General features: G+C 69.2%; 39 protein-coding genes. 38 read left to right on the top strand and 1 reads right to left on the bottom strand.

Annotated elements, in window-relative coordinates:
- The first annotated feature begins 1 nt into the window (after nucleotide 1).
- Genes ABZ621_RS36675 through ABZ621_RS36645 form a run of 7 tightly spaced genes read left to right on the top strand, consistent with a single transcriptional unit; the run spans nucleotide 2 to nucleotide 3,057 of the window.
- The gene (locus ABZ621_RS36675; RefSeq protein WP_360611383.1) at nucleotides 2-814 is read left to right on the top strand and encodes a DNA adenine methylase; all 813 of its coding nucleotides are present in this window, start codon (nucleotides 2-4) and stop codon (nucleotides 812-814) included.
- Nucleotides 815-869: 55 nt separating this feature from the next.
- On the top strand, nucleotides 870-1,463 hold the full coding sequence (locus ABZ621_RS36670; RefSeq protein WP_360611382.1) for a hypothetical protein: 594 nt from the start codon (nucleotides 870-872) through the stop codon (nucleotides 1,461-1,463).
- Between the two features lie 56 nt (nucleotides 1,464-1,519).
- The gene (locus ABZ621_RS36665; protein ID WP_360611380.1) at nucleotides 1,520-2,008 is read left to right on the top strand and encodes a hypothetical protein; all 489 of its coding nucleotides are present in this window, start codon (nucleotides 1,520-1,522) and stop codon (nucleotides 2,006-2,008) included.
- Nucleotides 2,005-2,226, top strand: coding sequence for a hypothetical protein (locus ABZ621_RS36660; RefSeq protein ID WP_360611378.1), 222 nt, complete (start codon nucleotides 2,005-2,007; stop codon nucleotides 2,224-2,226). Before ABZ621_RS36665 ends, ABZ621_RS36660 begins: the two co-directional genes overlap by 4 nt.
- Nucleotides 2,223-2,465, top strand: coding sequence for a hypothetical protein (locus tag ABZ621_RS36655; protein WP_360611377.1), 243 nt, complete (start codon nucleotides 2,223-2,225; stop codon nucleotides 2,463-2,465). Before ABZ621_RS36660 ends, ABZ621_RS36655 begins: the two co-directional genes overlap by 4 nt.
- The gene (locus ABZ621_RS36650; protein WP_360611375.1) at nucleotides 2,462-2,758 is read left to right on the top strand and encodes a hypothetical protein; all 297 of its coding nucleotides are present in this window, start codon (nucleotides 2,462-2,464) and stop codon (nucleotides 2,756-2,758) included. The genes ABZ621_RS36655 and ABZ621_RS36650 overlap by 4 nt, the downstream gene beginning before the upstream one ends.
- Nucleotides 2,755-3,057 carry a hypothetical protein gene (locus ABZ621_RS36645; RefSeq protein ID WP_360611374.1) on the top strand — a complete coding sequence of 101 codons (303 nt, stop codon included), beginning with the start codon at nucleotides 2,755-2,757 and terminating at the stop codon, nucleotides 3,055-3,057. The genes ABZ621_RS36650 and ABZ621_RS36645 overlap by 4 nt, the downstream gene beginning before the upstream one ends.
- Before the next feature lie 73 nt (nucleotides 3,058-3,130).
- Here the strand turns inward: ABZ621_RS36645 and ABZ621_RS36640 are convergent, their stop codons facing one another.
- Complete coding sequence (locus ABZ621_RS36640; protein ID WP_360611372.1) at nucleotides 3,131-3,379, bottom strand: hypothetical protein; 249 nt, start codon at nucleotides 3,377-3,379, stop codon at nucleotides 3,131-3,133.
- A gap of 134 nt (nucleotides 3,380-3,513) precedes the next feature.
- On the opposite strand from ABZ621_RS36640, the gene ABZ621_RS36635 reads away from it, so the two are divergent.
- The 31 genes from ABZ621_RS36635 to ABZ621_RS36485 all read left to right on the top strand — a co-directional run.
- Nucleotides 3,514-3,786, top strand: a complete 273-nt coding sequence (locus tag ABZ621_RS36635; RefSeq protein WP_360611371.1) for a hypothetical protein — start codon at nucleotides 3,514-3,516, stop codon at nucleotides 3,784-3,786.
- Nucleotides 3,786-3,944 carry a hypothetical protein gene (locus tag ABZ621_RS36630; protein ID WP_360611370.1) on the top strand — a complete coding sequence of 53 codons (159 nt, stop codon included), beginning with the start codon at nucleotides 3,786-3,788 and terminating at the stop codon, nucleotides 3,942-3,944. Before ABZ621_RS36635 ends, ABZ621_RS36630 begins: the two co-directional genes overlap by 1 nt.
- Nucleotides 3,941-4,738, top strand: a complete 798-nt coding sequence (locus tag ABZ621_RS36625; RefSeq protein WP_360611368.1) for a hypothetical protein — start codon at nucleotides 3,941-3,943, stop codon at nucleotides 4,736-4,738. Before ABZ621_RS36630 ends, ABZ621_RS36625 begins: the two co-directional genes overlap by 4 nt.
- Complete coding sequence (locus tag ABZ621_RS36620; protein ID WP_360611366.1) at nucleotides 4,735-5,235, top strand: hypothetical protein; 501 nt, start codon at nucleotides 4,735-4,737, stop codon at nucleotides 5,233-5,235. The genes ABZ621_RS36625 and ABZ621_RS36620 overlap by 4 nt, the downstream gene beginning before the upstream one ends.
- Complete coding sequence (locus tag ABZ621_RS36615; RefSeq protein WP_360611365.1) at nucleotides 5,232-5,825, top strand: hypothetical protein; 594 nt, start codon at nucleotides 5,232-5,234, stop codon at nucleotides 5,823-5,825. The genes ABZ621_RS36620 and ABZ621_RS36615 overlap by 4 nt, the downstream gene beginning before the upstream one ends.
- Nucleotides 5,825-5,959 carry a hypothetical protein gene (locus ABZ621_RS36610; RefSeq protein ID WP_360611363.1) on the top strand — a complete coding sequence of 45 codons (135 nt, stop codon included), beginning with the start codon at nucleotides 5,825-5,827 and terminating at the stop codon, nucleotides 5,957-5,959. The genes ABZ621_RS36615 and ABZ621_RS36610 overlap by 1 nt, the downstream gene beginning before the upstream one ends.
- A gap of 36 nt (nucleotides 5,960-5,995) precedes the next feature.
- The gene (locus ABZ621_RS36605; RefSeq protein WP_360611361.1) at nucleotides 5,996-6,166 is read left to right on the top strand and encodes a hypothetical protein; all 171 of its coding nucleotides are present in this window, start codon (nucleotides 5,996-5,998) and stop codon (nucleotides 6,164-6,166) included.
- A gap of 435 nt (nucleotides 6,167-6,601) precedes the next feature.
- Entirely contained in the window at nucleotides 6,602-6,814 is a 213-nt protein-coding gene (locus ABZ621_RS36600) for a hypothetical protein (RefSeq protein ID WP_360611359.1), read from the top strand.
- A gap of 169 nt (nucleotides 6,815-6,983) precedes the next feature.
- On the top strand, nucleotides 6,984-7,868 hold the full coding sequence (locus ABZ621_RS36595; protein WP_360611357.1) for an N-acetylmuramoyl-L-alanine amidase: 885 nt from the start codon (nucleotides 6,984-6,986) through the stop codon (nucleotides 7,866-7,868).
- Nucleotides 7,865-8,179 carry a hypothetical protein gene (locus ABZ621_RS36590; protein ID WP_360611355.1) on the top strand — a complete coding sequence of 105 codons (315 nt, stop codon included), beginning with the start codon at nucleotides 7,865-7,867 and terminating at the stop codon, nucleotides 8,177-8,179. Before ABZ621_RS36595 ends, ABZ621_RS36590 begins: the two co-directional genes overlap by 4 nt.
- 12 nt (nucleotides 8,180-8,191) lie before the next feature.
- Nucleotides 8,192-8,677 carry a hypothetical protein gene (locus ABZ621_RS36585; RefSeq protein ID WP_360611353.1) on the top strand — a complete coding sequence of 162 codons (486 nt, stop codon included), beginning with the start codon at nucleotides 8,192-8,194 and terminating at the stop codon, nucleotides 8,675-8,677.
- Nucleotides 8,674-10,122 carry a terminase family protein gene (locus ABZ621_RS36580; RefSeq protein ID WP_360611352.1) on the top strand — a complete coding sequence of 483 codons (1,449 nt, stop codon included), beginning with the start codon at nucleotides 8,674-8,676 and terminating at the stop codon, nucleotides 10,120-10,122. Before ABZ621_RS36585 ends, ABZ621_RS36580 begins: the two co-directional genes overlap by 4 nt.
- Nucleotides 10,123-10,126: 4 nt before the next feature.
- Entirely contained in the window at nucleotides 10,127-10,435 is a 309-nt protein-coding gene (locus tag ABZ621_RS36575; RefSeq protein WP_360611350.1) for a hypothetical protein, read from the top strand.
- Nucleotides 10,435-12,300, top strand: a complete 1,866-nt coding sequence (locus ABZ621_RS36570; protein ID WP_360611348.1) for a hypothetical protein — start codon at nucleotides 10,435-10,437, stop codon at nucleotides 12,298-12,300. The genes ABZ621_RS36575 and ABZ621_RS36570 overlap by 1 nt, the downstream gene beginning before the upstream one ends.
- 5 nt (nucleotides 12,301-12,305) lie before the next feature.
- Nucleotides 12,306-13,091, top strand: coding sequence for a phage minor head protein (locus ABZ621_RS36565; RefSeq protein ID WP_360611346.1), 786 nt, complete (start codon nucleotides 12,306-12,308; stop codon nucleotides 13,089-13,091).
- Nucleotides 13,088-13,258, top strand: a complete 171-nt coding sequence (locus ABZ621_RS36560) for a hypothetical protein (RefSeq protein WP_360611343.1) — start codon at nucleotides 13,088-13,090, stop codon at nucleotides 13,256-13,258. Before ABZ621_RS36565 ends, ABZ621_RS36560 begins: the two co-directional genes overlap by 4 nt.
- The gene (locus ABZ621_RS36555; protein ID WP_360611341.1) at nucleotides 13,251-14,411 is read left to right on the top strand and encodes a hypothetical protein; all 1,161 of its coding nucleotides are present in this window, start codon (nucleotides 13,251-13,253) and stop codon (nucleotides 14,409-14,411) included. Before ABZ621_RS36560 ends, ABZ621_RS36555 begins: the two co-directional genes overlap by 8 nt.
- Before the next feature lies 1 nt (nucleotide 14,412).
- The gene (locus ABZ621_RS36550) at nucleotides 14,413-14,583 is read left to right on the top strand and encodes a hypothetical protein (RefSeq protein ID WP_360611340.1); all 171 of its coding nucleotides are present in this window, start codon (nucleotides 14,413-14,415) and stop codon (nucleotides 14,581-14,583) included.
- Nucleotides 14,584-14,713: 130 nt separating this feature from the next.
- Complete coding sequence (locus ABZ621_RS36545) at nucleotides 14,714-16,477, top strand: major capsid protein (RefSeq protein WP_360611338.1); 1,764 nt, start codon at nucleotides 14,714-14,716, stop codon at nucleotides 16,475-16,477.
- Nucleotides 16,478-16,552: 75 nt separating this feature from the next.
- Nucleotides 16,553-17,425, top strand: a complete 873-nt coding sequence (locus ABZ621_RS36540) for a hypothetical protein (protein ID WP_360611336.1) — start codon at nucleotides 16,553-16,555, stop codon at nucleotides 17,423-17,425.
- On the top strand, nucleotides 17,422-17,631 hold the full coding sequence (locus ABZ621_RS36535; RefSeq protein WP_360611335.1) for a hypothetical protein: 210 nt from the start codon (nucleotides 17,422-17,424) through the stop codon (nucleotides 17,629-17,631). Before ABZ621_RS36540 ends, ABZ621_RS36535 begins: the two co-directional genes overlap by 4 nt.
- Nucleotides 17,631-18,338 (top strand): hypothetical protein, encoded by a 708-nt coding sequence (locus tag ABZ621_RS36530; RefSeq protein ID WP_360611333.1) that lies wholly within the window; start codon nucleotides 17,631-17,633, stop codon nucleotides 18,336-18,338. Before ABZ621_RS36535 ends, ABZ621_RS36530 begins: the two co-directional genes overlap by 1 nt.
- A gap of 58 nt (nucleotides 18,339-18,396) precedes the next feature.
- Nucleotides 18,397-19,209 carry a hypothetical protein gene (locus tag ABZ621_RS36525; RefSeq protein ID WP_360611331.1) on the top strand — a complete coding sequence of 271 codons (813 nt, stop codon included), beginning with the start codon at nucleotides 18,397-18,399 and terminating at the stop codon, nucleotides 19,207-19,209.
- The gene (locus ABZ621_RS36520; protein WP_360611330.1) at nucleotides 19,206-19,727 is read left to right on the top strand and encodes a hypothetical protein; all 522 of its coding nucleotides are present in this window, start codon (nucleotides 19,206-19,208) and stop codon (nucleotides 19,725-19,727) included. The genes ABZ621_RS36525 and ABZ621_RS36520 overlap by 4 nt, the downstream gene beginning before the upstream one ends.
- Nucleotides 19,727-19,972: a hypothetical protein gene (locus ABZ621_RS36515; RefSeq protein WP_360611328.1), complete on the top strand. Its 246-nt coding sequence runs from the start codon at nucleotides 19,727-19,729 to the stop codon at nucleotides 19,970-19,972. Before ABZ621_RS36520 ends, ABZ621_RS36515 begins: the two co-directional genes overlap by 1 nt.
- Nucleotides 19,908-20,315 (top strand): HK97 gp10 family phage protein, encoded by a 408-nt coding sequence (locus tag ABZ621_RS36510; RefSeq protein WP_360611326.1) that lies wholly within the window; start codon nucleotides 19,908-19,910, stop codon nucleotides 20,313-20,315. Before ABZ621_RS36515 ends, ABZ621_RS36510 begins: the two co-directional genes overlap by 65 nt.
- Before the next feature lie 9 nt (nucleotides 20,316-20,324).
- Nucleotides 20,325-20,624: a hypothetical protein gene (locus ABZ621_RS36505; RefSeq protein WP_360611324.1), complete on the top strand. Its 300-nt coding sequence runs from the start codon at nucleotides 20,325-20,327 to the stop codon at nucleotides 20,622-20,624.
- A gap of 28 nt (nucleotides 20,625-20,652) precedes the next feature.
- Nucleotides 20,653-21,135, top strand: coding sequence for a hypothetical protein (locus ABZ621_RS36500; protein WP_360611323.1), 483 nt, complete (start codon nucleotides 20,653-20,655; stop codon nucleotides 21,133-21,135).
- 3 nt (nucleotides 21,136-21,138) lie between these two features.
- The gene (locus tag ABZ621_RS36495) at nucleotides 21,139-23,922 is read left to right on the top strand and encodes a hypothetical protein (RefSeq protein WP_360611321.1); all 2,784 of its coding nucleotides are present in this window, start codon (nucleotides 21,139-21,141) and stop codon (nucleotides 23,920-23,922) included.
- Nucleotides 23,922-25,388, top strand: a complete 1,467-nt coding sequence (locus ABZ621_RS36490; protein ID WP_360611319.1) for a hypothetical protein — start codon at nucleotides 23,922-23,924, stop codon at nucleotides 25,386-25,388. Before ABZ621_RS36495 ends, ABZ621_RS36490 begins: the two co-directional genes overlap by 1 nt.
- A gap of 68 nt (nucleotides 25,389-25,456) precedes the next feature.
- Nucleotides 25,457-26,393, top strand: a 937-nt coding sequence (locus ABZ621_RS36485; RefSeq protein ID WP_360611317.1) for a DUF5047 domain-containing protein, incomplete at its 3' end; no start/stop codon positions are given.

The following is a 26,393-nucleotide window of genomic DNA, read 5'->3' as shown; positions in this document are numbered from 1 at the left end:
CGTGAAGTCCCCGGTCCCGTACTTCGGCAGCAAGCAGCGCATCGCCCCCTGGATCGTCAGCCTCCTGCCCCCGCACGAGCACTACGTCGAGCCGTACTGCGGCGGCCTGTCCGTCCTCCTCGCCAAGGCCCCGGCGCCGATGGAGACCGTCAACGACCTCGACGGCGACCTCATGACGTTCTGGCGTGTGCTGCGCGACCGACCGGCCGAGCTCATCAGGGCCTGCGCTCTCACCCCGCACTCCCGTACCGAACTCGCGGCCGCATACGAGCCCGCGGTCGACGAGCTGGAGCTCGCCCGTCGGATCTGGTCCCGCCTCGCCCAGGGCCGGGCCGGCACTCTCCGACAGACCGGCTGGCGCCACTACATCGCCCCCGCCGGCTCCAGCATCGGAATGCCCGGCTACATGGACGCCTACGTCGACCGGCTCGCCGCCGCGGCCGAACGTCTTCACCACGTCTCCCTCGAAGCGCTCCCCGCCCTCGACATCGTCGGCAAGTACGGAGCGGCGAAGGACGCCCTGCTGTACGTCGATCCGCCGTACCTCGGCACCACCCGGCCGTGGTCGAACTACCGCGTCGAGATGAAGGGCGAGGCCGACCACCGCGACCTCGCGGCCGCACTCGCCGACTGCAAGGCCACGGTCGTCCTGTCCGGCTACGACAGCCCCCTGTACGCCGACCTGTACACCGGCTGGCACCGGTACGAGCAGCAGACCATGACCGGCAACGCAAAGGCCGGCAAGGACCGCACCGAGGTCGTGTGGGCGAACCGCCCCCTGCTCGTCCAGGACGGCCTCTTCCCCGCCGCCTGACCCCCGTCCCGCCGCCGGGCCGTCCACCGGCCCGGCCCACCACCAGGAGCCACACATGATCGAGAACACCAACACCCAGGCCGCCAACAGCGCCTTCCTCCTCGGCGCCCTCCTCGGCCAGTCCAACGACCAGCTCATCGGCGCACAGGAAGCCCGCGGACAGCAGCAGCTCGTCAACTCCGACCGCCTCCCCACCGAACTCCGCGACGACCGCGCCGACTACGAAGCCCTCGGCTTCACCTTCGGCACCCCGGACCCGCACGACCCCCTGTTCACCCCCGCCACACTCCCCAACGGCTGGAGCCGACAGGCCGCCGAGGACACCGACATGTGGTCCTACGTCGTCGACACCCTCGGCCGGCGCCGCGTCGCCGTGTTCTACAAGGCCGCGTTCTACGACCGCCGTGCCGACATGCACCTCGTCAGCGTCCGCGAGTACGTCGACACGTGCGTCTACCGCGAGCAGCCGATCGTGACGGACGAGGCGTGGGCCACGCCCGAGGCCGTGGTCGAGGCGGCGCAGGCCGCTGTGGACCGCTGCGACGACCACCTCGCCGGGTGGGCGAAGGACAACGCCGCGTACGCCCCGCGGATCACGGCCGAGCGGGAGCAGTACGCCGCGGTCGTGGCCCAGTTCAACGTCAGCTGACCGTTTGCCCGCCGCCGGGCCGCACGCCGCGGCCCGGCCCGCCCAAGGAGCCCACCGTGACCTTCGAGTACCGCGACCCGTACAACAGCCTCCTCCGCGTCGAAGCGGGGACTCTCCTCACCGGCACGCCGATGGTCTGCCTCACCAGCACCGGCCCCGGCGAGGCCGTCGTCGAGGTCCCCGTCGACCACGTCGAGGAGGTGGTGGCCGGGATCCGGGACGCCGCCCGCCAGACCGGACAGCAGCCGGACGAGACCACGTGCACTGAGTGCAAGGGGACCGGCGCCGACCCCGAGGACGAGGGCGACTACGACCACACCGTCCACATGCACAACCCGTTCACCGTCGGCCCGTGCCCGGAATGCCACGGCAGCGGGAAGGTCCCCGCCGCCGGGCTGGATGCCAGCCAGCCGGCCACCGACCGCGCCGCCGTCCTCCGCGAAGCCGCCGACGCGGTCGCGAAGCACCGTGGCACCCTCGACGGCCGCAAGTGGACGGACGCCGCCGCCGACATGCTCCGCCGCATGGCCGAGGAGGGGCGATGACCCAGCCCAGCCCCGCCGAACAGCTCCGGGCCGCCGCCGAGAAGCTGCGCCACCCCCGCGTCGCCGAGCAGTACGGCGTCGAGCTTGCCGCCCCTCTGGCGCGGTGGCTCGACAGCACAGCGGCCTACCTCGACCGCAACACCCACCCCAGCTGGCAGGAGGACGTCGCCGCCGAACCCCTTGCCGTCGCCCGAGCCATCACCGGAGACACCACATGACCCAGAAGCCCCAGCCCGCCGAGGTCGCCCAAGCCCTCGTCGAAGCCCTCCAGGGCCAGCGCCCCGCGATCGTCTGCTACGCCCAGTGCGAGCCGTGCCAGTGGGGCCAGTGCTACGACGAACCGACTCCGCACTCCTGGGCCGGCCCCGAGGACATCGAGCACGCCCAGGCCACCGGGCAGCCCGAGCCCACCGGCACCTGCGCCTGCTCCTGCGCCCGGACCGGAGACCCCCGATGACCCAGCCTCGGCACACGGCCGACAGCATCACCGACGACGACCTCGACCAGCTGTACGCCCGCATCGACACCCTCGAAGCCGTCTGCGACAGCAACAAGCGGGCCTACGTCGGAGCCGTCCAGGCCGCCGTGGACGCCGAGCAGCGCGCCGAGCGGGCCGAGGCCGCCCTCAACGCCATCCGCGCCCTCGCCGACGAGACCGACGCCTACGGCTACAGCAGCGGATGGGTGCTCACCGTCGCCAACATCCGTGCCGCCCTCGACACCCACACCACACCCACGGAGACCCCATGACCCGCCCACTCACACCCGGCGACGTAATCCACGGCTTCGCCCACGGAGCCTTCGGCCGAGACCACTACCACTGCGTCCGCATCGAAGCCGTCGGACCGGACTGGATCGTCGCCCGCGACCCCGACCGCGACGACGAAGGCCACCCCTCCTTCACCTACGGCCAGCAGGCGCTGGAGCTCTGCCAGGACGCCCGTGACCAGCCCTGCCCGAACGACACGCCCTGCCCCATCGGTGAGAGCCGCGCGCCGCTCACATCCTGGCGCCCCTACGCGCGCCCTATCGATCTCGGACTGCGCTGACCGACCGCCCCCGACCCAACCCCCAGACACGACAAAGCCCCCACCCCATACGGGTGGGGGCTTCCCCTATGCCCTATTCGTCCCGCTTCAGATCAGTTCGCTGACCCTGCCGGCTCTTCCGCGTCTCGAAGTACGGCCGCGCCAGCCGGTAGTCCACCACCTTCGCCCCACCCACCGGCACCACCGGCGGAAACGCCGGATCCGTACGGGCCAGCTGAGACACCCGCTGATTGCTGATCGCCTCCACCACCCCATCAGCGACGAGGCGACGCGCTAGTTCTCGGAAGCTCACCATGTCTGGCCCCCTTTCGGGCTCGGTCATGGGCACCATTCTTCCTGACTTACTAGGCATCTGCCTAGGAAGTCGCTACAGTGAAACCGGCAACAACAGAACGGCCCCGGTCGGTGGTCAGACCGGCCGGGGCCAGCCCACCCCTGCACACACAGGAGAAGGCCATGCCCGAGCGTACCGACCAGCCCCCCAACCTCCACACCCTCCTCACCCAGGTCGCCGACCGCCTCGACGAGAAGCACCCCAACAAAGCCATGCTGGAGCCCCTCGCGCTCGCACAGGCCCTCGTCGTCGCCGAAGCCGCCCACGGCCGCACCACCACCGCCGACAACGCCGAACGTGCCATCGTCGCCGCCCTCCCCCCGATCCGCACCGGAGACACCCGCGCCGACTACGCCACCCGCCTCCGCCTCATCGCGACGGGAGCGGTCGCCTGATGGACACCCTCACCTACGAGCCGGCACCCGAGCCCGACCGCACCCCGCGGCCCAACCCGCTCTTCGCCGAACCCGCCACCCCGGCCGCCTGCGCCCGCGACTACGAGTCCGCCACCAGCGTCCGCGCCACCATGAGCAAGCAGGAGCGCACCCGATGACCGCCCGCACCCGCACCGACTGGGTCCTCCGAGGCGCACTCGCCTGCACCCTCATCGGCACCGCACACGCCGAGTACACCCTCGCCGTCGCCACCGGAGTGCACCCCTGGGTCGCCGCCTGCGTACCCGGCGCACTCGACCTCTACGTCATCCGCGCACTCCAAGTCCGCCGCGACGTCTTCCTCGCCGTACTCGTCATGTGCGCCGTCAACGTCGCCTCGCACTTGGTCACCGCTGGCGTACTCGCCGTCGACTGGGCCCTCATCTCCGCCGTGGGTGCACTCGCACCCCTTGTTCTGTGGCGCGTGCACGCCCTCTGGCACACCCGCACCCGCAAGGAACTCCTCTGGGACGTCCCCGCAGGCACCCGCGACCTCATCGAGGCCGGGCAGGTCGCACCCGCACCCGCCGAGGTGCACCCCGCGCCCATCCAGCCCCCAACGCCCGCCCCCGTCGACGAGAGGTGCACCCACGGGTGGCCCGCCGACTGGGACTGCACCGAGTGCACCCCCAGCACCCCCGCCGAGATCGCACCCGCACCTGCCCCGCCCGCCACGAGTGCACCCGCACCCGACCCCGAACCTGCACCCGAGACCGCACCCACGCCCGTCGAGGACGACGACTCCGACGCCGAGTTCATGGACGCCGCCCGCACCCACTGGGACGACGTCACCGCCAAAACCGGCGCACCCCCGAGTGCACGTTCCATCAAGGCCGCACTCTCCGTCGGCCAGACCCGAGCCACCCGCATCCGCACCCGGCTCCTCAACGAGTACACGGAGGTGCACCCGTGACCCCCACCCTCGGCGCCGTCCTCGTCGGCCTGATCCTCCTCGCGTGGGAGATCGCCAAGTGGTACCCCGGCATCAAGGCCCTCCGTGCCGACGCTGTCGGACACCTCGGCAACCTTCTCCCCTTCCTCCTCTGCTGGGCCATCGGCGCCCTCACCGTCATGGTTGTCGGCGGACTCATCGGCTGGGCCGGAGACTTCGCCCTCTGGGGCCTCGGCGCCTTCGGTGACGGCCTCCTCGTCTTCGGCGTCGGCGCCAAGACCGGCACCGCCCCCGGCAGCACCAGCGCTCCCCTCACCGAAGGCGGCCTGTTCATCACCGCCATCGTCCTCGCCGTCTTCCTCGCCCGCCGCGGCAAGGGTGCCACCGCCTCCAAGTGGCGCGGCTGGCTCTCCGGCATCGGCCTCGCCCTCACCGGCAGCATCGCCCGCTATGCCGCTGTCCCCCTCGCCTCCGCCGCCAACCTGGCCGGCGCCTGGCTCACCGGGATGATGCGGTGACCGCGGCCCCCGAGCCCGTCGAGCAGCCCGTGGGGGAGTCGGAAGGCTCCTCCCGGGCGGCTGGCGGCTGCGTGGTCGCCATCGGCATCAGCGGCCTCCTCGGAGCTTGCTACGCCTACCCGGACCTTGGAACGTTCGTCGCGGGCAGCGTGGCCACCGTCGCAGTCGGCAAGGCCCGCGGATGGGTCGCCAAGCGCCAGACCCACAAGGGCGAGCAGGTTGTAGATGAGGCGGATGTAGATGAGCCCGTCGACATCGTCACCGTCCTCCAGGAGCTCAGCGAGGGCGGGAACGGGGTCCTCCTCACCGCCCTCCGCAAGGCCGCCAACCTCCCCGATACCAAGACCGTCCGCGCCCTCCTCACCGATGCCGGCATCCGAGTCCGCGCGGGGGTGCGCACCCCGGCCGGTAACGGGCCCGGCGTACATGCGGACGACGTGCCGCCCCCCTCCCCCACCACTTCCGACCCCTCTCCGAGCCGTTGTTTGTGCAGCTCAGAGGCCACCAACGCCAACACCAACAACGACCGCCCCGACATCGTGCAGGACCCCGAGAACCCCCACCACTGGCTCGTGAAGGAGCGTGTCTGATGCCCCTCCGTCAGCCCAAGCCGGAGCCGTCCGACCCGCGCCTGAAGGGCCACGAGACCACCTACAGCAGCAGCCGCGGCGGCTGGGTCAAACCCACCGAGAAGCCCACCCCCGGCACCCCGAAGAAGCCGTAACCTCACCCCATCGCCCGCACCCAAGGAGCCACCACCATGGACCTCACCGACAAGCAGATCGCCCGCAAGATGATCGGCATCGCGTTCAGCGTCGACCTCGACCCGAAGGCCGCCGAACAGCTGGCCGACCTCCACGGCCTCACCATCGACCAGTTGCAGCGCGGGCTCGCCTACCTGGAGTCCGGGAAGCCGCTTACGGAGGGATGATGGACCCCATGGACGACCCCGTGCAGTTCCTCCGCGATAACCACCCCAACTCCCGCAAGGAGTGGCGGCCGTGATCCTGTCGTGGGAACTGCGAAAGTGCGCCAAGCCCGACTGCTTTCGCCAGGTAAAGGCTGGCGTCAGGTACTGCTGCTCCAACTGCGCCGTGGCCGCCGAGAGGTTGCATGAAGTGCACGAGCACAGCAGCAGTTGCGATATTCGGCACGCCGAACGTGGCGAATACGACGACACGTGGCGGCCGTAGCCCGGCGTTGTCAGTGGCCGCCCGTACCTTAGGACCATCACATCCGTAGATTCTGGATGCTGCCCAGCACTACGGAGGACCGAGCCCCGCCCCTGGCGTGATGCACCGGGAGCGGGGCTTCCTCATGCCCTCAGCACCGTGGCAGGATGCCCCGACACGCACCAAGGGGGCACATGCACTACTACACCGAACGACGCGGCGCCAACCACGGCCTACACCTCGTCCTCACCATCCTGACGTGCGGCATGTGGGCCATCACCGGCTGGCCCATCGCCGCAGCCATCGGCCGCCGGCGTACCGTTCGCGGCCCGCTGCCGCCGCCGTACTACCCGCCGTACCCGTACGACACGCCGCCACCGCCACCACGCCGATACGGCGGCTTCTAGACCCAGTTGGGTGCATACTCGGCAGTGGTGCGGACGCTCGTCTGTCAGTGGGAGACCCTGACACCCGCGAGTGGCGGCTTAAGCCGGGCGGCGCGCAGAAGACCTCAGTCAACCCCCCGGACTGGGGTCTTCTGCATATCCTGGGGGCAGCCGATGAAAGGGGCCCCTCATGGCGACACCACTTACCGTCGACAGGCTCGTCACCGCCCTCCGCGCCGAAGGCGTCCGCGTCGTCGAGCATCCCGGATGGCGCGGCCACCACCGCAACCACAAGGGACCGTGGGGACCCGTCCACGGCGTGATGATCCACCACACCGTCACCGGCCCCAAGGTCGACGGCGTCAGCCTCTGCTTCAACGGCTACTCGTCCCTGCCCGGCCCGCTCTGTCACGGCGTCATACGACGGGACGGCAGCGTCCACCTCGTCTCCGACGGCCGCGCCAACCATGCCGGCGGCGGCGACCCGTCCGTCCTGTCCGCCGTCATCGACGAGCGGTACAACGACCGGCCCCCCGCCCCGCACCAGCACGACGGCTCTGCCGGGGCAGTCGACGGCAACCGTCACTTCTACGGCTTCGAGTGCGAGAACCTCGGCGACGGCGTCGACCCGTGGCCCGCCGTGCAGGTGGAGGCGATCGTGCGGGCGTCCGCTGCGATCAGCCGGGCGCACGGATGGGGCGCGAAGTCCGTGATCGGGCACTCCGAGTGGTCGGACTGGAAGAGCGACCCGAAGGGGCCCGACAACGTTGTCAGCATGCCGGGCCTCCGGAAGCGCATCGCCGACCGCCTCGTACACCCCGCCTCCTGGACCCCCGGCACCAACATCCCCAAGCCCCCAGCCCCCAAGCCCCCCACGGAGACCGACATGACCCCCGGCGAAAACTGGTCCTACCGCAACGCCAAGGCCGACGAAGCCAGCGTCGCCGCCGGACACGGCCACATCCCCGACGCCTACGGCTACCTCGTCCAGACCCACCGCATGGTCACCGGCCTCATCGCTGGCATCGCCGCCCTGACCGAGAAAGTCGCCGAGCTGGAGGAGCGCCAGCAGTGAGCGCCCCCGACCCCGGCATCTACATCAGCCCAACCCAGATGTACCAGGAGGTGAGAGGCCTGGCTGAGGTGGTCGGCCGCATCGAGGGCAAGCTCGACCAAGCCCTCCGAGAGAACGTCGACATGCGCGGAGACATACAGGACCACGAGAAACGCCTCCGCGACCTCGAAGCCGAGCCCAAGGCCTCCGCGCTCAGCGCCCGCGTCGAAAAGGTCGAGCACCAGACGTGGCGATCCGCCGGCGCCTCCGCGGTTATAGCCGGCGCCTGCGTTGTCCTCGGGCAGGTTGTCCTGCCCATGATCCTCCGCTAGGAAGGAGCGCCCATGCCCGAGCCTTCCGACCTGTACCCGTGGGTGCGCCGCGAACGCGAACGCGGCCAGGCCTACGCCGCGTTCCAGGAGTACCTCCGCCAAGGCCCCCGCCGCACCGTCCGCGCCGCAGCAGAAGCAGCCGGCATCAGCGCCGATAGCGCATACGACCTGTCGAAGCGCCACGACTGGGGTGCGAGGGCCACCGCCTACGACCAGCACCTCGCCAGTGCGGCCACCGACGGGCTCGCCTCCCAGATGGCGTCCGCCCGCGACGACAACCTGACGCTCGCCAGCAAGCTCCGCGGGCACCTGTCCGACCAGCTCGACCAGTGCATCGCCCAGCGCGACGACCCCACCGTGCGCTGGTCCCAGGCCCTCGCCGCCATGGTCCGCCTGGAGGAGCACGCGTTCCGCCTGAAGGACGACCCCAAGGCGTCCGCGGCCCGCGACCGCGTCCAGACCCTCCTCGAACGGTTCGAGAAGGCCAGCAACACGTGATCCCCACCCCGGCCGAACTTGCCGCCCTCACCCCTGCCGAGCTGGAGCAGCTCGCCGAGGGGCTGGAGCGGCTTGTCCTCGACCGGGAGGCGGGCAAGGTCCCCTGGCTCTGCGACCGTGACGGCTGCGACGGGCAGCCCCACCCCGGACGCCCCGGCCGGCACTCCCGCGCCGCGCAGCGCCCGCCCGTGGGTGACGACTGGGACGTATGGCTGGCGCTCGCAGGCCGCGGCTGGGGTAAGACCCGCACCGGCGCCGAGTGGGTCATCGAGCAGGCCCGGCACCTCGAACGCGGCGCGCTCATCGGACCCACCGCGGCGGACACCCGGGACATCCTCGTCGAGGGCGAGTCCGGCATCCTCGCCTCCGCCCCCGCCACGTTCCGCCCGGACTACCAGCCGTCCAAGCGCAGGCTCGTCTACCCCAACGGGGCCATCCAGGTCTGCTACTCCGCCGACGAACCCGACAGATTGCGCGGGCCACAGCATCACTACGGGTGGTTCGACGAGCTGGCCGCCTGGCGGTACCTCCAGTACGCCTGGGACATGGCGCAGATGGGCATGCGCCTCGGCGACCATCCCCGCATCTGCATCACCACCACCCCCCGCCCCCTGCCGCTCATCAAGCAGCTGCTGAAGGACCCGCGGACGGCTGTGGTGCGCGGCTCGACGTACGACAACCTCAGCAACTTGGCCGACACCTTCAAGCGGGCCGTCCTCGCCAAGTACGAGGGCACCACGCTCGGCCGGCAGGAGCTGGACGCCGAGGTGCTGGAGGATCTGCCCGGTGCCTTGGTGGCCCGCGCGCTGATTGACCGGTACCGCGTGACGCCCGCGGACGTACCGGAGCTGATCTCCATGGCCGTCGGCATGGACCCCGCAGGCACCGGCGCCGGAGACGAGACCGGCCTCGTGGTTACCGGCTGGGGCGTCGACCAGCACCACTACGTTCTCGCGGACGCCTCCGCGAAGCGCACCCCAGACCAGGCCGCACGGGCGGCATACGCGCTGCTAGAGGAGCACGGCGCCGCGTACATCGTCGTCGAGGACAACGGGCCCAAGGACTGGCTGGAGGAGGTGCTGAAGCGCGTCTGGCGGGACCTCAACCCCGGCAGCACCACCCCGCCACCGATCCGCCGCGTCAACGCCTCCAAGGGCAAGAAGCTTCGCGCCCAGCCCGTCGCCATGCTGTACGAGCAGGGCCGCGTCCACCACGTCGGCAGCCTCCCCGAGCTGGAGGACCAGCTCACCACGTGGATCCCCGAGGAGTCCCCCAACAGCCCGGACCGCGTCGACGCCGAAGTCCACGCCATCACCTACCAGATGAAACGGGACCGAAGCACCCGCACCGAGTTGGTCAACCCGCACACCGCAGCACGCCGACAGGGGCGCGCCGCAGGACAGCACCCCGCGTTGAAGGCGCGAGCAGCCGCCCGAAGGGCATGATGGGATGGAAATGGAAACGTATCCGGTTCTGATCGTGGTGGTGATGGCGATGGCCGTCGCCCGAACCACCCGCCTCATCACCCGCGACCGCATCCTCGCGGCCCCGCGGCGGGCCGTCCTGCGTGTACTCCCCGATGACGGGCTGCTTGCCTACCTCGTGGTGTGCGACTGGTGCGTCTCGATGTACACAGGCGCGCTCGCGGCCGCGGGTGGAGCGTGGGCGGGCTGGTGGCCGTGGACATGGGCGCCGGCGCTTCTGCTGGCGTTCTCGTACGTGACTGGCTGGCTGGCGTCTCGTGAGGGTGAGGACTAATGGCGATCTTCCGCAGGCGACGGGAAGGCGGCCCCCTCCTCCCCGAAACTGTCGACACCACCGTTGTCCCACGGTCCATCACCGCGGCTGCCATGCCGATGGCCGGCCCCGGGGTGAAGATCGCCGACCGGGCCCGCAAGCAGTCCGCCAACAGCGACTGGCAGAAGCAGGGCTGGTACTTCTACGACGCGATCGGCGAGCTGCGGTCGCCACTGGTGTGGATCGCCAACGCCGTGTCACAAGCCGACATCCATGCCACCGAGCTAGACCCCGCTACCGGCACGCCGACCGGACCGTCGGAGAACCCGATCGCCATGCAGGCTGCCGCGCAGGTGCTTGGTGGTGCCGCGAAGAGGGCCACGCTCCTCAAGGTCTTGGCGCTCTGCTGGCAGGTGCCGGGTGAGGCGTGGGTCATTGTCCGCCCACGTCCTCCGATTCAGGGGCGCCCACAGCCGGACGAATGGATCGTGCTTCCGCCTTCGCAGGTCACGACCAAGGGGAGCGGTGCGACAGCGTCGTGGCAGTACCGCGACCCCAAGCTTGGCGTGGACGTTCCCCTCGACAGCAAGTCGAGGCTCTTCCGCGTGTGGTCTCCGCACCCGGCCGACTTCATCCAGGCCGACTCCGCGGTTCGCCCCGCCCTTCCCGTCTGCCGCGAGATCGAGAAGACCAGCCAGACCCTCGCGGGACAGCTCGACTCCCGCCTCGCAACCGCCGGCGTGTGGCTCGTCGCCGACGAACTCGACTTGCCCAAGGGCGAGCACGAAACCACCGCGCTCGCCTTCATGGACGAGCTGCTGTCCGTAGCGGAGACCGGCATTCAGCAGCCCGGCACTCCGGCGGGCGTCGTGCCGGTCGCCTTCAACGCCCCGTCCGAAATGATCGCGGCAGGCAGCGCTCTCGCGTTCATCGACTCCTCCACCGTCTTCGTGCAGGGAATTGACGACCTCCGCGACAAGGCCCTCGCCCGACTGGCGAACACCCTCGACATGCCGAAGGACATCGCAGCCGGTACACAGGGTGAGTCCAACCACTGGTCGGCATGGCAGGTCGAGGAAAGCACTTACAAGATCTTCATCGAGCCTCTACTCCAGGCGCTTGGCGACGCGTTGACGGAGCAGTGGTTCCGGCCTGCGCTCGTCGCCATGGGGATGACTGAGGAACAGGCCGCCACCTATGAGGTCGGATGGGACACCACGAAGATCGTGGCGCGCCCGGATGACACCGAGAACTTGCGCGACCTCCACGACCGGCGCCTCATCTCCGACGCCTACATGCTTGCGGAGAACGGCATTCCCGAGGACGCTGCCCCAAGCCCCGAGGAGCAGGAACGACGGCTACTGACGCAGCTGGTCATTTCGTCGCCGGCGATCCTCAGTGAGCCTGGTGTGGCGGCTGCTCTGGGCATGCCACAACTGGCCGCGGCGCAGGAGTCGGCCAGCGTTGAGGAGGAGTCCACGCCGGAGTTGCCGCCCGGACAGTCCCGGACGCTTCCGGACACCCAGAACTCCGAGCCGGAGCTTGAGCAGGTACCAAACGGGCTCGTTGCCGCTGCTGGCGTGGTAGCCGTTCAGGCCCTTCGTACCGCTGGCGGCCGGCTCCTCAACACCCGTGAGCTGAAGGGGCAGTACCGGGACACGCCCAAGGAGCAGCTGCATACGCAGATCAGGGCGTCGGACCCCGAGGCGTTGATGCGGGATGCTGTGCTGCCCACGGATGCGCTGGCGCGGGCGTTCGGTGTTGATGACCGTCGGCTGCGGGACACGGTGGCTGGGTACGTGCGGATCCTGGTGATGTCGGGCCTGCCGTACGAGGAGGGGGACCTGCGGGAGCGGCTCCTCCGGAGTGTCTGGCACGGACGGTGACAACGTTGCCACCCGATGACGGGCTACCCCAGCGGCTTCGCGCGGAAGCGTTCATCCGCGAGGGCGAGAACCAGGTCAAGCGCACCTGGTTCCGGTCCGCCACCCGCTGGTTCGACCGCGTCCGCCCCGCCGTCGTCCAGGGCGACACCGTCGACCCCGGCCGCGTCTCCGACCACCAGCAGTACTGGACGGAGCAGGTGGACGTAGAGGTGATGCCTGTTGTTGAGGGTGTTCTCCAGCGGGCTGCACGTCGTGTGCGCCGGCAGGGGGTTCCTGAGGCGGATACGTGGGTGTCGGAGTACCTGAACCAGGCAGGGAACCGGCTCGTGCGCCTGCCGGACGAGGTATACGGGCTGATCGTCGCGGAGTTGGAGCGGGGGATCCGTGAGCAGGAGTCGATCCCGGACATCGCGGCGCGAGTCAGCACGGTGCTGACTGCGACGGGGTCGGAGCGTTGGCCGCATCGGGCGGTGACGGTGGCGCGGACGGAGACGCTCGCGGCCGTGAACGCGGGGGTGTTCCGGTCCGCGCAGTTGGAGGCGGAGCAGCGAGGGGATCCGGCGCCGTTCAAGCAGTGGATCGCGACGGCGGACCCGCGCACGCGGGACACGCACCGGGAGGCGGACAAGCAGCGGACGCTTCTCAGCGAGCCGTTCCGGGTTGGCGCCGCGCAGCTCCTGTTCCCTGGCGACCCGACCGGCCCTGCCGGGGAGGTCATCAACTGCCGGTGCTCGATGTACCCGGTGGTGCTCGGAGAAGAGATCGACTGGACAGATAGGCAGGACCCATGACGTACGGACAGATCGCTTACCAGGGATACGCAGAACACACCAACAACAAGACCCACGACGACCGAGAGATGCCGGCCTGGAGCGATCTGGGGGACAGCATTCAGGGCGCCTGGGAGGCGGCTGCCTGGGCCGTCCTGCGGAAGAACGCGGAGGGACTTAATGGCTAGGACGTGGAGTGCGGTGCTGGCCCGGCTGGGTGTGCCCACCGGTGACGGCCGCATCATCGACCCCGCAGGCGGCAGCAGCCGTGACCTGCCGCTGCCCCTCATGTGGCAGGAACTCTCCGACGACGGCCACGGCGGCTCGCGCGTCGTGGGCCGGATCGAGACCCTGCGAATCGCAGACGGCATGGTCACCGCCACCGGCAGCCTTCTGGAGGACATCCCCTACTCCGTCACCGAGCAGCTGGAGGCCGGAGTCGTCGGCCCCTCGGTCGACCTCGACGACATCGAGTACGTGATGGACGAGGCGGAGCGGCTGATCATCACCCGGTGGCGAATCGCCGGGGCCACGCTCGTCAGCATCCCCGCGTTCGCGGACGTGTCCCTCACCCTTGACCCGCTCCCCGCCGAACCGGTTGGTGAGCCCGAGGAGTCCCCCATGGACGCCATGTGGGCGTCGGCCGCACCCGAGGAGCTACCTCCGGCGGGCTGGTTCCAGCGCCCGGACGTCGACCGCCTCACCCCCCTCACCGTCACCGACACGGGCAGGGTTTTCGGGCACATCGCCGGGTGGGACACCTGCCACGTCGGCCTGCCCGGCTGCGTCACCCCGCCCAGCAGCCCCACCGGCTACACGTACTTCCACGTCGCCGAGCAGCGCACCCAGGACGGCGCCACGCTGCCCGTGGGCACCCTCGTTGCGGGTCCCCGGCACGCCGACGCGCAACTGGCGTTCCGCGCCGCACAGGAGCACTACGACGACCCGGCCGCGGCCGTCGCCCGCGTGGTCGCCGGCGAGGACGAGCACGGCATCTGGGTCGCCGGCTGGCTCCTCCCGGGCGCGAGCGCGGAAGCCCTCGACGTGTTCCGCTCGTCACCCGTCTCCGGGGACTGGCGGCGCGTGGGCGGCGCCCTGGAGCTCATCGGGGTCTGCTCGGTGAACACACCGGGTTTCCCGGTCCCGCGCGCGCGAGTGCACTTCGCGGCCGGGCATCAGCGGGCCCTGATCGGCTCGTTCGGCATCACGCCACGAAGCGGGGGCCTCGCCAACCTGGCTGACGTGAACCGGCAGCTCCTCCAGGACTGCCGCGAGAACGGCGAGACCGTAGACCAGGCCCGTGCCCGGTGGGCGTGGGCCGCAGCGACGACGGAGGACTGACATGGGCTGCAACTGCGGAGGGGCCAAGACCCTCACCGACTACAAGGTCACGTACCGCGGGGGCGGCGAGGAGTTCGTCACCCACGAGCAGGGCGGCCTCATCCGGGTCCGTCAGCTCCTCGCCAAGTCCCCCAAGGGCGGCACCTACCAGGCTGTCCCCCGCAAGGCGTAACACGCCGTAGGTCCGGGCGGTCCTTACAAACCGCCCGGCACGCGGTACCCTGCACACAGCTTCGACGCTGGCGGTGGGCCGGTCGGGCGAACGAGACGTTGTCGTTCTGCCGATCGGAAGGAGACCCGCCATGGCAGAGCAGACCCCGGAGAACACCGAGCCCAACGAGCCGGTCGCCTTCGACATCACCAGCGCCACCGACGAGCAGCTGCTCGCCGAGTACGGGCGCGTCCGCCAGGCCGGGACCGAACTGTCCGGACAGGCCGACGCCAACCCCGCCGAACTCTCCGGCCTCTCCGAGCAGCTCAAGGAGCTGTCGGCCGCGATCGCCGAGCGGAAGACCGCCGCAGAGCAGACGCAGGCCGCCCGCGACGCGTTCGCCAACGCCCCCGAGCTCACGATCCCCACCCCGGTCATCCCGGCACCCGCCGTCGAGACCGCCCCCGTCGAGGAGACCGTCGTCGAGCAGGCGCCCACGCAGGTCCCGTCCGTCTCCCAGATGGCCGCCCAGACCACCCTCCCCCAGACGCCCCCGTCCCACGAGCCGCGCCACGACAAGGTCGCCCTTCGCTTCAGCTCCGACGCCGCCGGCGTCATGGGCAAGAGCGTCGGCGAAGAGACCGACACCTACGCTCTCACCGAGGCGTCCACGGCCCTCTTCAAGCAGTTCGGCAACAGCCGTGTCGGCGGCGGTGTCCGCGCCGAGCGTGCCCTCGGCCAGCTCTCCCGGCAGCGCGAGTTCCGAGCCACCGGCGACCGCTACGCCGACGCCCGCACCCTCAAGGAGCTCACCGACTACCGGCGCCGCCTCCCTTCCATGCAGGAGTGGGAGAAGACCGTCAGCGACGCCAACTCGCTGACCGCAGCCGCCGGCTGGTGCGCCCCGTCGGAGATCCGCTACGACCTGTGCAGCCTGTGGGAGCGGGACGGATTCATCGACCTGCCCACCATGGGCGCCCCCCGCGGCGGCGTGCAGTACTCGAAGAACTACCTGTGGCGCGAGATCATGGACGCCGGCCTCACGTCGTTCACGAAGCTGACCGAGGCGCAGGTCATCGCGGACACCCCGAAGAACTGCACCGAGCTGCCCTGCCCGAGCTTCACCGAGCGGCGCATGGACGTGGCCGCCACCTGTATCACCGGCTCGTTCCTCCAGGACGTCGGTTACCCGGAGAACGTCGCCAACCTCGTCGACGGCCTCCTCCTCAAGCATGAGGTGGAGATCAACCGCGACATCATCAGCCAGATCGTCACCCAGGCCGGTGCCGCGATCGTGATCCCGCCGCAGGGTGCGACCCCGGCCCCCGGCTCCGGCCCCGACACGTCGGCCGTCGCCAGCTTCCTCGCGGGCGTCGACATCGCCGCGATCGACATGCGGTACCGCGAGCGGATGTCGTTCAACCGCATCCTCGAAGTGGTCATCCCGCAGTGGATCGTGGCCCAGTGGCGTGCCGACATCTCCCGCCGGAACGGCTACTTCGGTGACCCGTTCTCGGCCGCGACCACGGCGGAGATCGCCCGCTGGTTCTCCGCCCGCAACCTGCGGCCGCAGTTCGTCCGCGACTGGCAGGACGCCCAGTCCGGCCTTGCGACCGGCCCCGGCGACATCACCGCCCCGATCACCCCGATCACCGCGCTCCCGACCACGGTGGAATTCCTCATCTACCCGGCCGGCGCGATCGTCCTGCTCCGCGAGGACGTCGTCACCCTCACCAACGTCTACGACAGCACCAACCTCAAGCAGAACCTGTACACAGCCCTCTTCACGGAGGAGGGCTACGCGCCGATCTTCCCGTGCGGCGAGGTCAAGCGGTACACCGTCAACGCCTGCCCGTCCGGCGCCACCGCCGGCCAGGTGTGGACGTCGTGCGCCGTCCCGGCCGCTGCGGCGTGACCTACCCCGTGATCCGGGCCGCCCGCCCAACCGTCGTCCGGGCGGGCGGCCCCTCGGTCGAAGGGAGGTGACGACATGGCAGTGATCGTTCCGAGTCAGCAGGAGATTCAGGGACCGGAGCCGGGCCGCCGCCGGTACGGCATCTTCGACGCGGCAGTACGTCCGGGCCCTCTGGGGAACGGCGTGATCGCGTCGGGTCTGACGTTCGCGGCGGAGGACTGCGGCATCTCCGTGGTGCCGTATGACCCGACGTGCGCGGCACCACACCCGGAGAAGCCGTTCGCACCAGGCACCGCGTTCGTCGAGTCGAACCCGTACTGGCTGCTCACCACCTATCAGTGCGGCACTCTCGGCACCACCGCCGACGATGTCCGCCGCCGGGTCCGCAAGCGGTACGACGCGGGCGTGCAGTGGGCGGTCGAGCAGCAGATCTGGACCGGCGGCGGCATCACCGGCGTCCCGAACCTGTCCGCGACCGCGCCGGCGAACATCGTCGTACCGGCGGCGCCGGGTGCGGGTGCCGCTATCTCGGCGCTGGAGCAGGCGTTCCACGACCAGCACGGCTACACCGGCGTCATCCACGTCAACTCGACGGCGCAGGCGGCCGTACAGTACGCGGGCCTGGTGGGCTCTCAGGGCGGCGCCGGAACCATGCGGACGCCGCTGGGGAACGCGTGGTCGTTCGGCTCCGGCTACGGCGTCAGCGGCCCTGCTGGGGAGGCGCCGGACGCCGGGTTCGTGTGGGCGTTCATCACCCCGCAGGTCTACCTGTGGGAGACCGCCGTAAACCAGCCCGACCCCGTGCAGACGCTCGACCGTACGTTCAACCAGTGGATGGCGGTGGCTGAGTCGGTGTGGGCCCACGCGTGGGTGTGCGACACCGTGTTCGCCGTGCAGGTCCCGGTCGCCGCCCCCGCGGTGGCCACAGCTCCGGCGGTACCGGCATGACCGACTGGGTGACCGTTCTCCCTGGCGAGGCTGGGGTGCAGAAGACCGCGATTGCTCTCCTGGCGGTCGCGGACGATCCGGCTCACGTACAGACCCAGCGTGGCGGGGCCGAGTTCCTCGTCGCCCCGTACGTGGCCGACCGCTACAACACCGCGCGCGAGCCGAACCCGCGGCCGCGTCGCCGCGCGAAGAAGGAGGATGACTGATGGCAACCGAGTGTGTTCGTCTGGCGCGCGGCCGGCGGATCCGTCTGACCCGCGAGAATGAGTGTGGTGCAGTGGTGGAGGGCCCGAACTCTACGCTCACCACCGACGCGATCGTCACCGGAACGATCACCCCGAACTACGCCGACCCCACCGAGATCAGCATTCTGAACGGCAACGGCGACGAGTGCATCAGCGACCGGTCGCGTCCGGCGCTGCGCTGGCTCGACATCAACCTGAACGTGTGCGTGTGGGACCCGTGGTTCATCAACCTCGTCACCGGTGACCCCGTTGTCGTCGACGATGCCACGCCGACGCCGAACACGGTCGGCTGGTCCATCGACACCGACCTCACCGGCAGCGCGAACTTCGGCATGGAGATCTGGTCGAACATCACCGGTCAGGCATGCGACCCGGGCGGTAACCCGAAGTACCAGTACTGGCTGTTCCCGTGGGTCAAGGACGCGCAGTGGGGTGAATGGGTGCCGTACCAGAACGACGGCATCACGGCCACGTTCACCGCGCGCGCGGTGGCGGGCGGCGCGTGGGGTGTCGGTCCGTACGACGACGTGCTTCGCAGCGCCGTGACTCCGGCGACGCTGACGCCGCTGCTGACGCCGATCGGTGCGACGCAGCCCATGCGGACCATCACGACGTCGGCTCCGCTGCCGGCCGTCGCATGTGGTGCGACGGTGCTGCCGGTTCCGTAAGGACCGGGGTCCTGGTCGACGGCACGCGGCCGGGACCCCTTTCACGTAGGGACCAAGGATGACGACACCCGAACCGCCGGGCCCGTGCGAGTGGCCCATCGACACCAGCTGCTGCCCGGACTGGGACACGTACGCGCCCGAGGTACAGGCGCGCGCGACGACGTTCGCCGTGGCCATCCTCGACGCGCTCACGGGCAGGCAGTTCGCGCAGTGCCCTGTCGCGTACCGGCCGTGCGGACCGAAGTGCGCGTCCGGTCCGGGCTACATGTCCTGGCCCGTCGCCACCCCTGGTGTCTCGGCGGGCGGGGGGCCGTGGATGCTGCCGTATGTCGATGCCGGCGTGTGGCGGAACTGCGGCTGCTCGGGCGGCTGCTCCTGTGCGGCGGCGTGCGAGGTTCCGTTCCCGACATCCGTGGCGTCGGTCACTTCAGTCACTGTCGACGGCCTCACCCTCGACCCGGCCGCGTACCGGCTGGACTCGTGGCGGGGCATCCCTCGGCTGGTCCGGATCGATGGCGAGTGCTGGCCGCAGTGCCAGGACATGAACACCGAGCCGGGCGAGGCGGGCTCGTTCGTCATCACCTACCAGCCGGGCCGTCCGCTTCCGCTCGCGGGGCAGATCGCTGCGGGCGAGTACGCCTGCGAGATCGCCAAGGCCTGCGTGGGCGCCGAGTGTGCGCTGCCGCAGCAGATGGCATCCCTGTCCCGGAACGGGGTGGACATCCAGATGGTCGACCCGACGACGGTCGCCGAGGAAGGGCTGACGGGCATCCAGAACGTCGACCTGTGGATCCGGTCCGTGAACCCCGCACGGCGTGCCCAGCGGTCGAGGGTCGCCTCGGTGGACACGTACAGGGGGCGGTTCTCATGACGCAGGCACTGTCCCTAGCTCAGATCCTCGTCGGCTGCCTCGCCACGCAACTCCAGAACCCGCCGCACCCGTGGCCGCTACCGTCGGAGCGGGTCATGCTCCGTGCCGGCGAGCAGGTCATCCCCATGATCGCCTCGACTGGCGAGGACGAGTGCTGCCTCGGCCTCGGCTACGTCCGCATCGCTGGCGTGCAGGGCGTCCGCGACGTCACGGACCGCATGGCCGACTCCGGCTGTTTCATGGCTGAACGCGTCCTCACGCTGGAGATGGGCGTGTACCGGTGCATGCCCACTCCCGACGCGGGCGCCATCGTCTCTGCCACCGAGTGGGACACGCTGGCGGCCAAGCTCGATGCCGACTGGCGGGCGATGGAGGCCGCCGTCTGCTGTGCCTTCTCCGACTCTGACGCCCTGCGTATCGGCCCGGTTGCGGTCGGCCTGTACCAGCCTGTCGGCCCCGACGCGAACTGCCTCGGCGGCCGGCTGCCCGTGAACATCGTGATGGAGGCGTGCTGCTGATGACCCGCAAGAAGACGACCGTCCCCGAGTACGTGGGTCTCCTCGTACGCATCAGCTTCGACGGCTTCCGCGCCGGCGAGCTGTACACCGTCGAGCGGGACGCCCTGGTGGACGGCTGGCTGACGCTCGGCCTGGTCGAGCTCGTGCACTCCGTCGAGACGGAGCTGGAGGTGACGTTCGATGGCGAGGCTGAGGCTGGACAGGGCAGCGCTGAACCGGACGTTCTCGGCGACGAGCCGGCGTGAAGGCGATGCTGCGGCCCGGCAGGTCGTGGCGCGCGCCAAAGTCCTGGCGCCTGTCGACACCGGCCGGCTCCGCGCGAGCATCCGTGTCGAGCGCCGAAGCTTCTTCGGGCTGCGGCAGCGGTGGACGGTCGGGTCGGATGTCGAGTACGCGCCGATGGTGAATGACGGCACCAAGCCGCACATCATCCGTCCGAAGCGCGCCCAGGTCCTGCGGTTCAAGGTCGGCGGCCGGACTGTGTTCGCGAAGGTCGTCCACCACCCAGGTACGCGCCCCCGTCCATTCCTCGACCGCGCCCTACGGGATGTGGCGCGTAGCCGGGGCTACGACATCACCCAGCGATAGGCTGTTGCTATGGACGACACCAAGACGATCGCCGAGACCACTGGTGTGGTGACCATCGGCGGCACCAAGTACCCCGTCAAGAAGCCGGACCCCGTCACCGCCGAACGCGTCGCCGTGGTCATGTCCCTGAACTCCCCTGGCGAGCTGAAGCTGCGATCGGCCGGCGTGCTCATCGCCTCGTGTCTCGGCGAGGAGGCGTGGGCGGAAGTTCTTTCCTCCTACCTCGACGGGTCCGTCGACACGGAGGGCCTGTTCAGCATCCTGAAGACGATCGGCGACGGTCTGGGGGCTCCGCCCGCGGATGCCTGACGTCCTCGCTCCTCTCGCGCGGGGCCCGGTGCCGGTACAGATCGGCGGCCTGGTCTTCGCTTTGGCGTGGCGTCCCGCAGCCGAGTGGACCGGGGTTCGGTCAGAGACCGACGTGATCAGGATGCTGCCGGAGTCCGACCAGGATGCGGTGGGGCGGATGCTCCTGGAAGGGCAGGCGACGGTCCGCGATGTGACGGAAGCGGCTCACGACGTACTCAGCCTGGTGACCGGACGCAAGTGGTGGGAGGGACACCGGCTGCTGCAGATCTCTGTGCAGCCGGAGACCCTCGGGCATCTCGCGCTGGCGGGCGTGGACCCATGGCAGCGATCCGCCTACGAGTGGTGCGCCGCAACGTACGCACTGCACACCAAGCACGCGGACGAGAAGGCGCGCATGAAGTTCGACTTCCAGCTCAGCCTCCCGCCCCGCGGCTACGAGGACGAGTGGGGATCGGACGGCGACAACCCCGAGGCCGTACAGAAGCAGCTCGCAGCATGGATGGGAGGGTGACCGGTGGCCAATGAGGCAGAGGTCGATGTCGTAGTTAACGCGGCCAACGCGCTACCTGACCTTGAGCGACAGCTGGACCGTATCCTCCAGACGGCTGAGGATGGGGCGCCGTCGATCGACGTGCAGGCGTCGCTTGCAGCGCAGAACACGCTCGCCGTTCTGTCGACGCAGCTTGACGGTGTGCTCGCGAACATCGACCAGGACGACCCGACCATCGACGTCGATGCCGCGCTGAACACTCGCGAGGCGTTGCGTACGCTGCGTCAGGATCTCAACGAGCTGACCCGTTCCGCGGCCAACGGTGTAGTCGACATCGTCGACCTGCATGCCACCCTCGACTTCCCCGAGTCCCTTGCCGAGGTGCGCCGCGGTGTTGACGCGCTGACCGACTACGCGGAACGCACGGCTGAGATCATCGAGCTTGAGGCCGAGGTCGACCCTGACATCGAGCGGCAGGTACGCCGCCTGACCTCAGGGTTTGGTGACCTCGGCAACCGAGCCAAGGGCGCGTTGGGTCCGATCGGTGGTCTCGTCGGTACCGTCGCCAAGCTGGGTGCCACTGTGGGGACCGCGGCGCCTGCGCTCGCGTCTGCCGTGGCGGCGATCCAGCAGCTCGGACCGGCGGCCGGTGTTGCCGTGTCCGGCATGGTCACCATGAAGCTTGCGGCCGGCACACTCAAGCTGGCCATGGTTGGCGTTAGTGATGCCGTGTCCGCAGCATTCGACCCGGAGACCAAGCCGGAAGAGCTCGCGGAGGCGATGGAGAAGCTGGCGCCCAACGCCCGCAAGTTCGTGAACGAACTCCGTGACATGCGTGGTGACCTCGTCGGTCTCCAGCAGGACGTACAGAATGACGTGTTCGAGGGCCTCGACCGGACCCTGCGGACGCTGGCCAGGGAGTCGTTCCCCGATGTCGCCAACGCGATCCGAGGTACGGGCGTATCCCTGAATGAGATGGCCAAGAACGCGGCCGCTGGCGCCCTCGCCTTGGATGCGAACGGCGCCCTCGGCAAGGCCTTGAAGGGGTCTACGCAGGCTCTTCAGACGTTGGAGCAGGTACCCAATGACCTGGTGGTCGGCCTGGGGTCGATTGCTGCGGCTGGTGCGCCTGCGTTGAACCGGCTTGCGGCGGCTGCGGCAGGGGCGTCGGACAGGATCTCTGACAAGCTGGTGTCCGCGTTCAGGTCGGGGGCGCTGGAGGATGCGATCTCAGGGGCGATCGACTCGTTCGCCCAGCTCGGCAGTTCCGTCGGCAACATTCTGGCCGGTCTGAAGAATGTGATCTCTGGCCTGACGGTCGATGGCGCGGGGCTCTTTGGCACCCTGGAGAAGATCACCCAGGCGTTTGAGGATGCGACCGCGACGAAGGGGTTCCAGGACGCTATCTCCGCGTTGTCGCAGACGATGGCGCTGCTCGTCGACACGGCGCTGCCTCTGCTGATGTCGGCACTGCAGCTGCTGGGGCCGATCTTCGAGGCGCTTGCCGGTCCGGTTCAGACGTTGATCGAGGCTTTGGGTGCAGCGCTGACCCCGATCATCGCTGCTCTGGGCCCGGTGCTGACGGCGGTGGCGGACACGATCGGCAACCTAGTGCTCGTCTTCGTCCCGTTCCTTGAGGTGATCGGACAGCTGATCACCACGCTGCTGCCCGCGTTGCTGCCGTTGTTCGACGCACTGTTCGTGATCTTCAGCCAGATCGCTCCTGCAGTGCAGCTGTTCGCGGAGATGCTGGGCCAGTTCCTGACGCCGATTCTGGAAGCCCTCGGCCCGCTGCTGGACCTTGTGCTGGATCCGTTGGTCGAGCTGTATTCGGCCGTTTTCCCGGCGATCATCGAGGTGCTGCTGGCTTTGCAGCCTGGGCTGCTCGCCCTGTCGCTGGCGCTGGTCGAGGTGTTGGAGGCGGCAGGCCCGCTGATCCAGGCTGTACTGCAGCTGGTGGTTGCACTCGGGTCGGCGCTGGCTCCGGTGCTGGCGCCGCTGGCGAAGCTACTCCTCGGTCTCGTCAACGGTGCTCTGAAGGTGGTAGCCGCCTTCCTGACGTCAGTCCTGGTGCCCGCGATCGAGATCCTGACCAAGCTTCTTCAGGGCCGGTTCTCAGATGCGTGGAATCAGATCAAGAGCATCATCAAGACCGTCGCTACTGCCGTGGTCGGGTTCGTTATCAACATGACCGATCAGGTGATTCAGGCCGTATCCAGGCTTCTGGATCGTGTCCTCAAGTTCGCGACCGATCTGGCGGTCGGGTTCGTCCGGCAGATCCTGAAGTTGGTGAACGACTCAGTCAAGTTCATCACCGGACTCCCCGACAAGATCATCAACGCGGTGAAGGGCTTCGGCACGTTGCTGCTGAACGCCGGTAAGGACATCATCCGGGGTCTGATCAACGGTCTGAAATCCATGCTCGGGAGCCTTCTCAGCACCATCGGTGACATCGGGTCGCAGGCCGCCAACGGGATCAAGGACTTCTTCGGGATCAGCTCGCCGTCGAAGCTGACCGCAAGCTATGGGCGGGACATCGTTCGGGGTCTGATCGTCGGCATGAACGACATGGTGCCGGCGCTAGAGCGTGAGGTGGCGGGGATCGCCGGGGTGGTGACGCCGTCGGGGAACCTCGCTTTCGGAATGACTGGGGCAGCAGGGCTGTCAGTAACTCCGGCAGGGCTCGGTGGGGGGCAGCCGACGAACATCTACCTGGGGAACGAGTTCCTGGCACGCTATGTGGACGGGCGCGTGACGATGATCGACAACCGTAACCGGCGGACTCTCGCACAGGGAGTGAGGCTCTGATGGCCTGCGACCCGCTGTTCATCACCGCGAACTTCAACGCGGCGCCTGGCACTCAGACCACGGCGATCGTCGAGACGGGGCCGTCGGCCGTCGGGCCGTGGACGTTCATGCGTGAGGTCGAGCTGACCGGGCAGATCGGCGCGACGTACGACACCACCCCGAACGATGGGATTCCCACCTGGTATCGGTGGACGGGCAACCCGGGGAACCAGGTCATCACGCAGGGCCCGATCACGGCACCCGCGGCTGACGACGTTGTGTGTGTACGGGACCCGTTGCGGCCGTGGGCCAACCTGACCATGCACTTCTGCGCGACTCCTGAGGCGTTGAGTGCGGCCGTCTGCGGTACCGGTGGCGAGCCGTTCGTGTGGGGCGGCTGGGGTACCAAGACGCGGCGTTCCGATGCGGGTCTGTTCGATCGGTTCGACTCGCAGACGCCGGCGGACGTGTACGGCCGGCGGAAGAAGCTCGACACCAGCATCCGGTTTCTTACCAAAACGGACGCAGCTCGGGTTGCTGTGGACGCGCTGTTCGACTGGGGCGGCCCGCTGCAGATTACGGCGCCTGCTGTGTACGGGTGGGAGCCGCACACGGTGCAGCCGGGCGATCTGGTCGAGGGGTATCTGACGGACACAATTGACCAGCGGTGGCCGCACCGCTTGTGGTCGGCTCCGGTCACGGTCGTCGATGACGCGGGCGCTGGCCCGATCCAGGGGACGGTGTGCGCGAACTGGTGCACCGTTGCGGAGACGTGGCCGACGTACGCGGACATGACGGCGGCTGGTGGACCGTGGCTGGACATCCTGGAGGGGGAGACGCAGTGTCCGGCTGGCGAGCCGGTGGAAGCGTTCACGGACACGTTCAGCCGTACCGTCCCGGCCGGCGGGTGGGGTACGGCCGACACAGGGCAGCCATGGACGCTCAGCCTGGGTACGGCCGCGAACCTGTCGGTGAACGGTACGAACGGTCTGCACACGCATCCGGTGGCCGGCCAGTTCCTGGCGGTCACCGCACCGTACTCGTCGCCGGACATCAACATGGCGTTCAACTATGCGGCGAACGTGGTACCTCTCGGGGATTCCATCTACGTGTTCGGCATGGCGCGGGTGGTCGCGACGCAGACGTTCTACATGGCGCGGGTGCGAATCCTCGTGTCGACGGGTGCAATGCAGATCTCGCTGCGGAAGCGGATCTCGGGTGTGGAGACGGAGCTTGCAGCGTTCGCGACACCGCTGGTGTATGCGGCAAACGCCGTGTACAGGCTGCGGTTCTCGGTGCAGGGCACGACCCTCATGGCCCGTACGTGGCTGGCCTCCGGTACAGAGCCGGGAACATGGCAGGTGACAACGACTGACCCGGACATCACCCTGCCCGACGACATCGGCATCCGCACCCTTGTTGGTGGCGCCGTGACGAGCCCGCTGCCGATCGTGTTCTCCTTCGACAACCTGTCGGTGACGCCCTGATGTGGCCATCAACGCTCACCTACCAGGCCGCGCTCCGCCAGCCTCACCGCAGGAGCGTGCGGGTCGACGTGTACGACATCGACGGCCAGCCGCGGGCCCTGGGCCTGCGGCCGTCTGCTGGCGATGTGTCGGCGTCGCTGACCAACCGGGTCACACGGAACGCAACATTCACACTCCCCCGCGACTACTACCCTGTCACCGCCGACGACCCCCTCTCACCCGAGTACGCAGTCGTCCACATCCATGCCGGCATCCAGTACGGAACGGGGCAGGCGGAGACGTTCCCCCTGTTCGAGGGCCGTATCTGGGATGCCACCCTGGGGGCGGATGGGCAGGTGGCGTTCAACTGCCAGGACCTCGCGGCAGATGTGATCAGCTACCGGTTTGAGCAGCCGCGTACAACGACGGCAGGGATGACTCTGTCGGAGATCCGGCGGCTGATCACGGAGGCGGTACCGCAGGCCACGTTCGGCACGGACACCGTGGTCGACGCGCCAACGCCGCAGTCGCTGACGTGGGACGAGGACCGCGGGCAGGCACTGGACGACCTCGCGCAGTCGCTGGGCGGCCGCTGGTACGCGCTCGGGAACGGGCAGTTCGTAGTCCGCGCGTTCGACTACGCGTTGGGGCCGGTAGCGCAGGCCCTGCACGATGGTCCCGGTGGGCTACTGATTGACGCGTCCGTCCCTCGTTCGAGGGCTGGAGTGGCGAACTCCGTGGTGGTGGTGTCGGAGCGGGCGGACGGCACGACGCCGATCCGGGTGCCGGCCCGGAATACGACGACTACATCGCCGACTCGGTTCGGTGGGCGGTTCGGGCGCGTCTCGCAAATCCTCAAGGTCCAGACACCGCTCAGCTTCCCGCAAGCGCAAACGCTGGCGCAGACGCAGCTGCAGGCCGCATCAGCGCTGACACGCCAGTGGTCAGCGAACGTGGTCGCGGACTACAGCCTCGAACCAGGGGACACCGTCGACCTCGCGTTCATGGGCGTCACCGATCTCCAAA

It is taken from the genome of Streptomyces sp. NPDC007863 (genome assembly GCF_040633895.1).
GTDB lineage: Bacteria > Actinomycetota > Actinomycetes > Streptomycetales > Streptomycetaceae > Streptomyces.
This window is presented reverse-complemented; position numbering and strand designations above follow the sequence as displayed.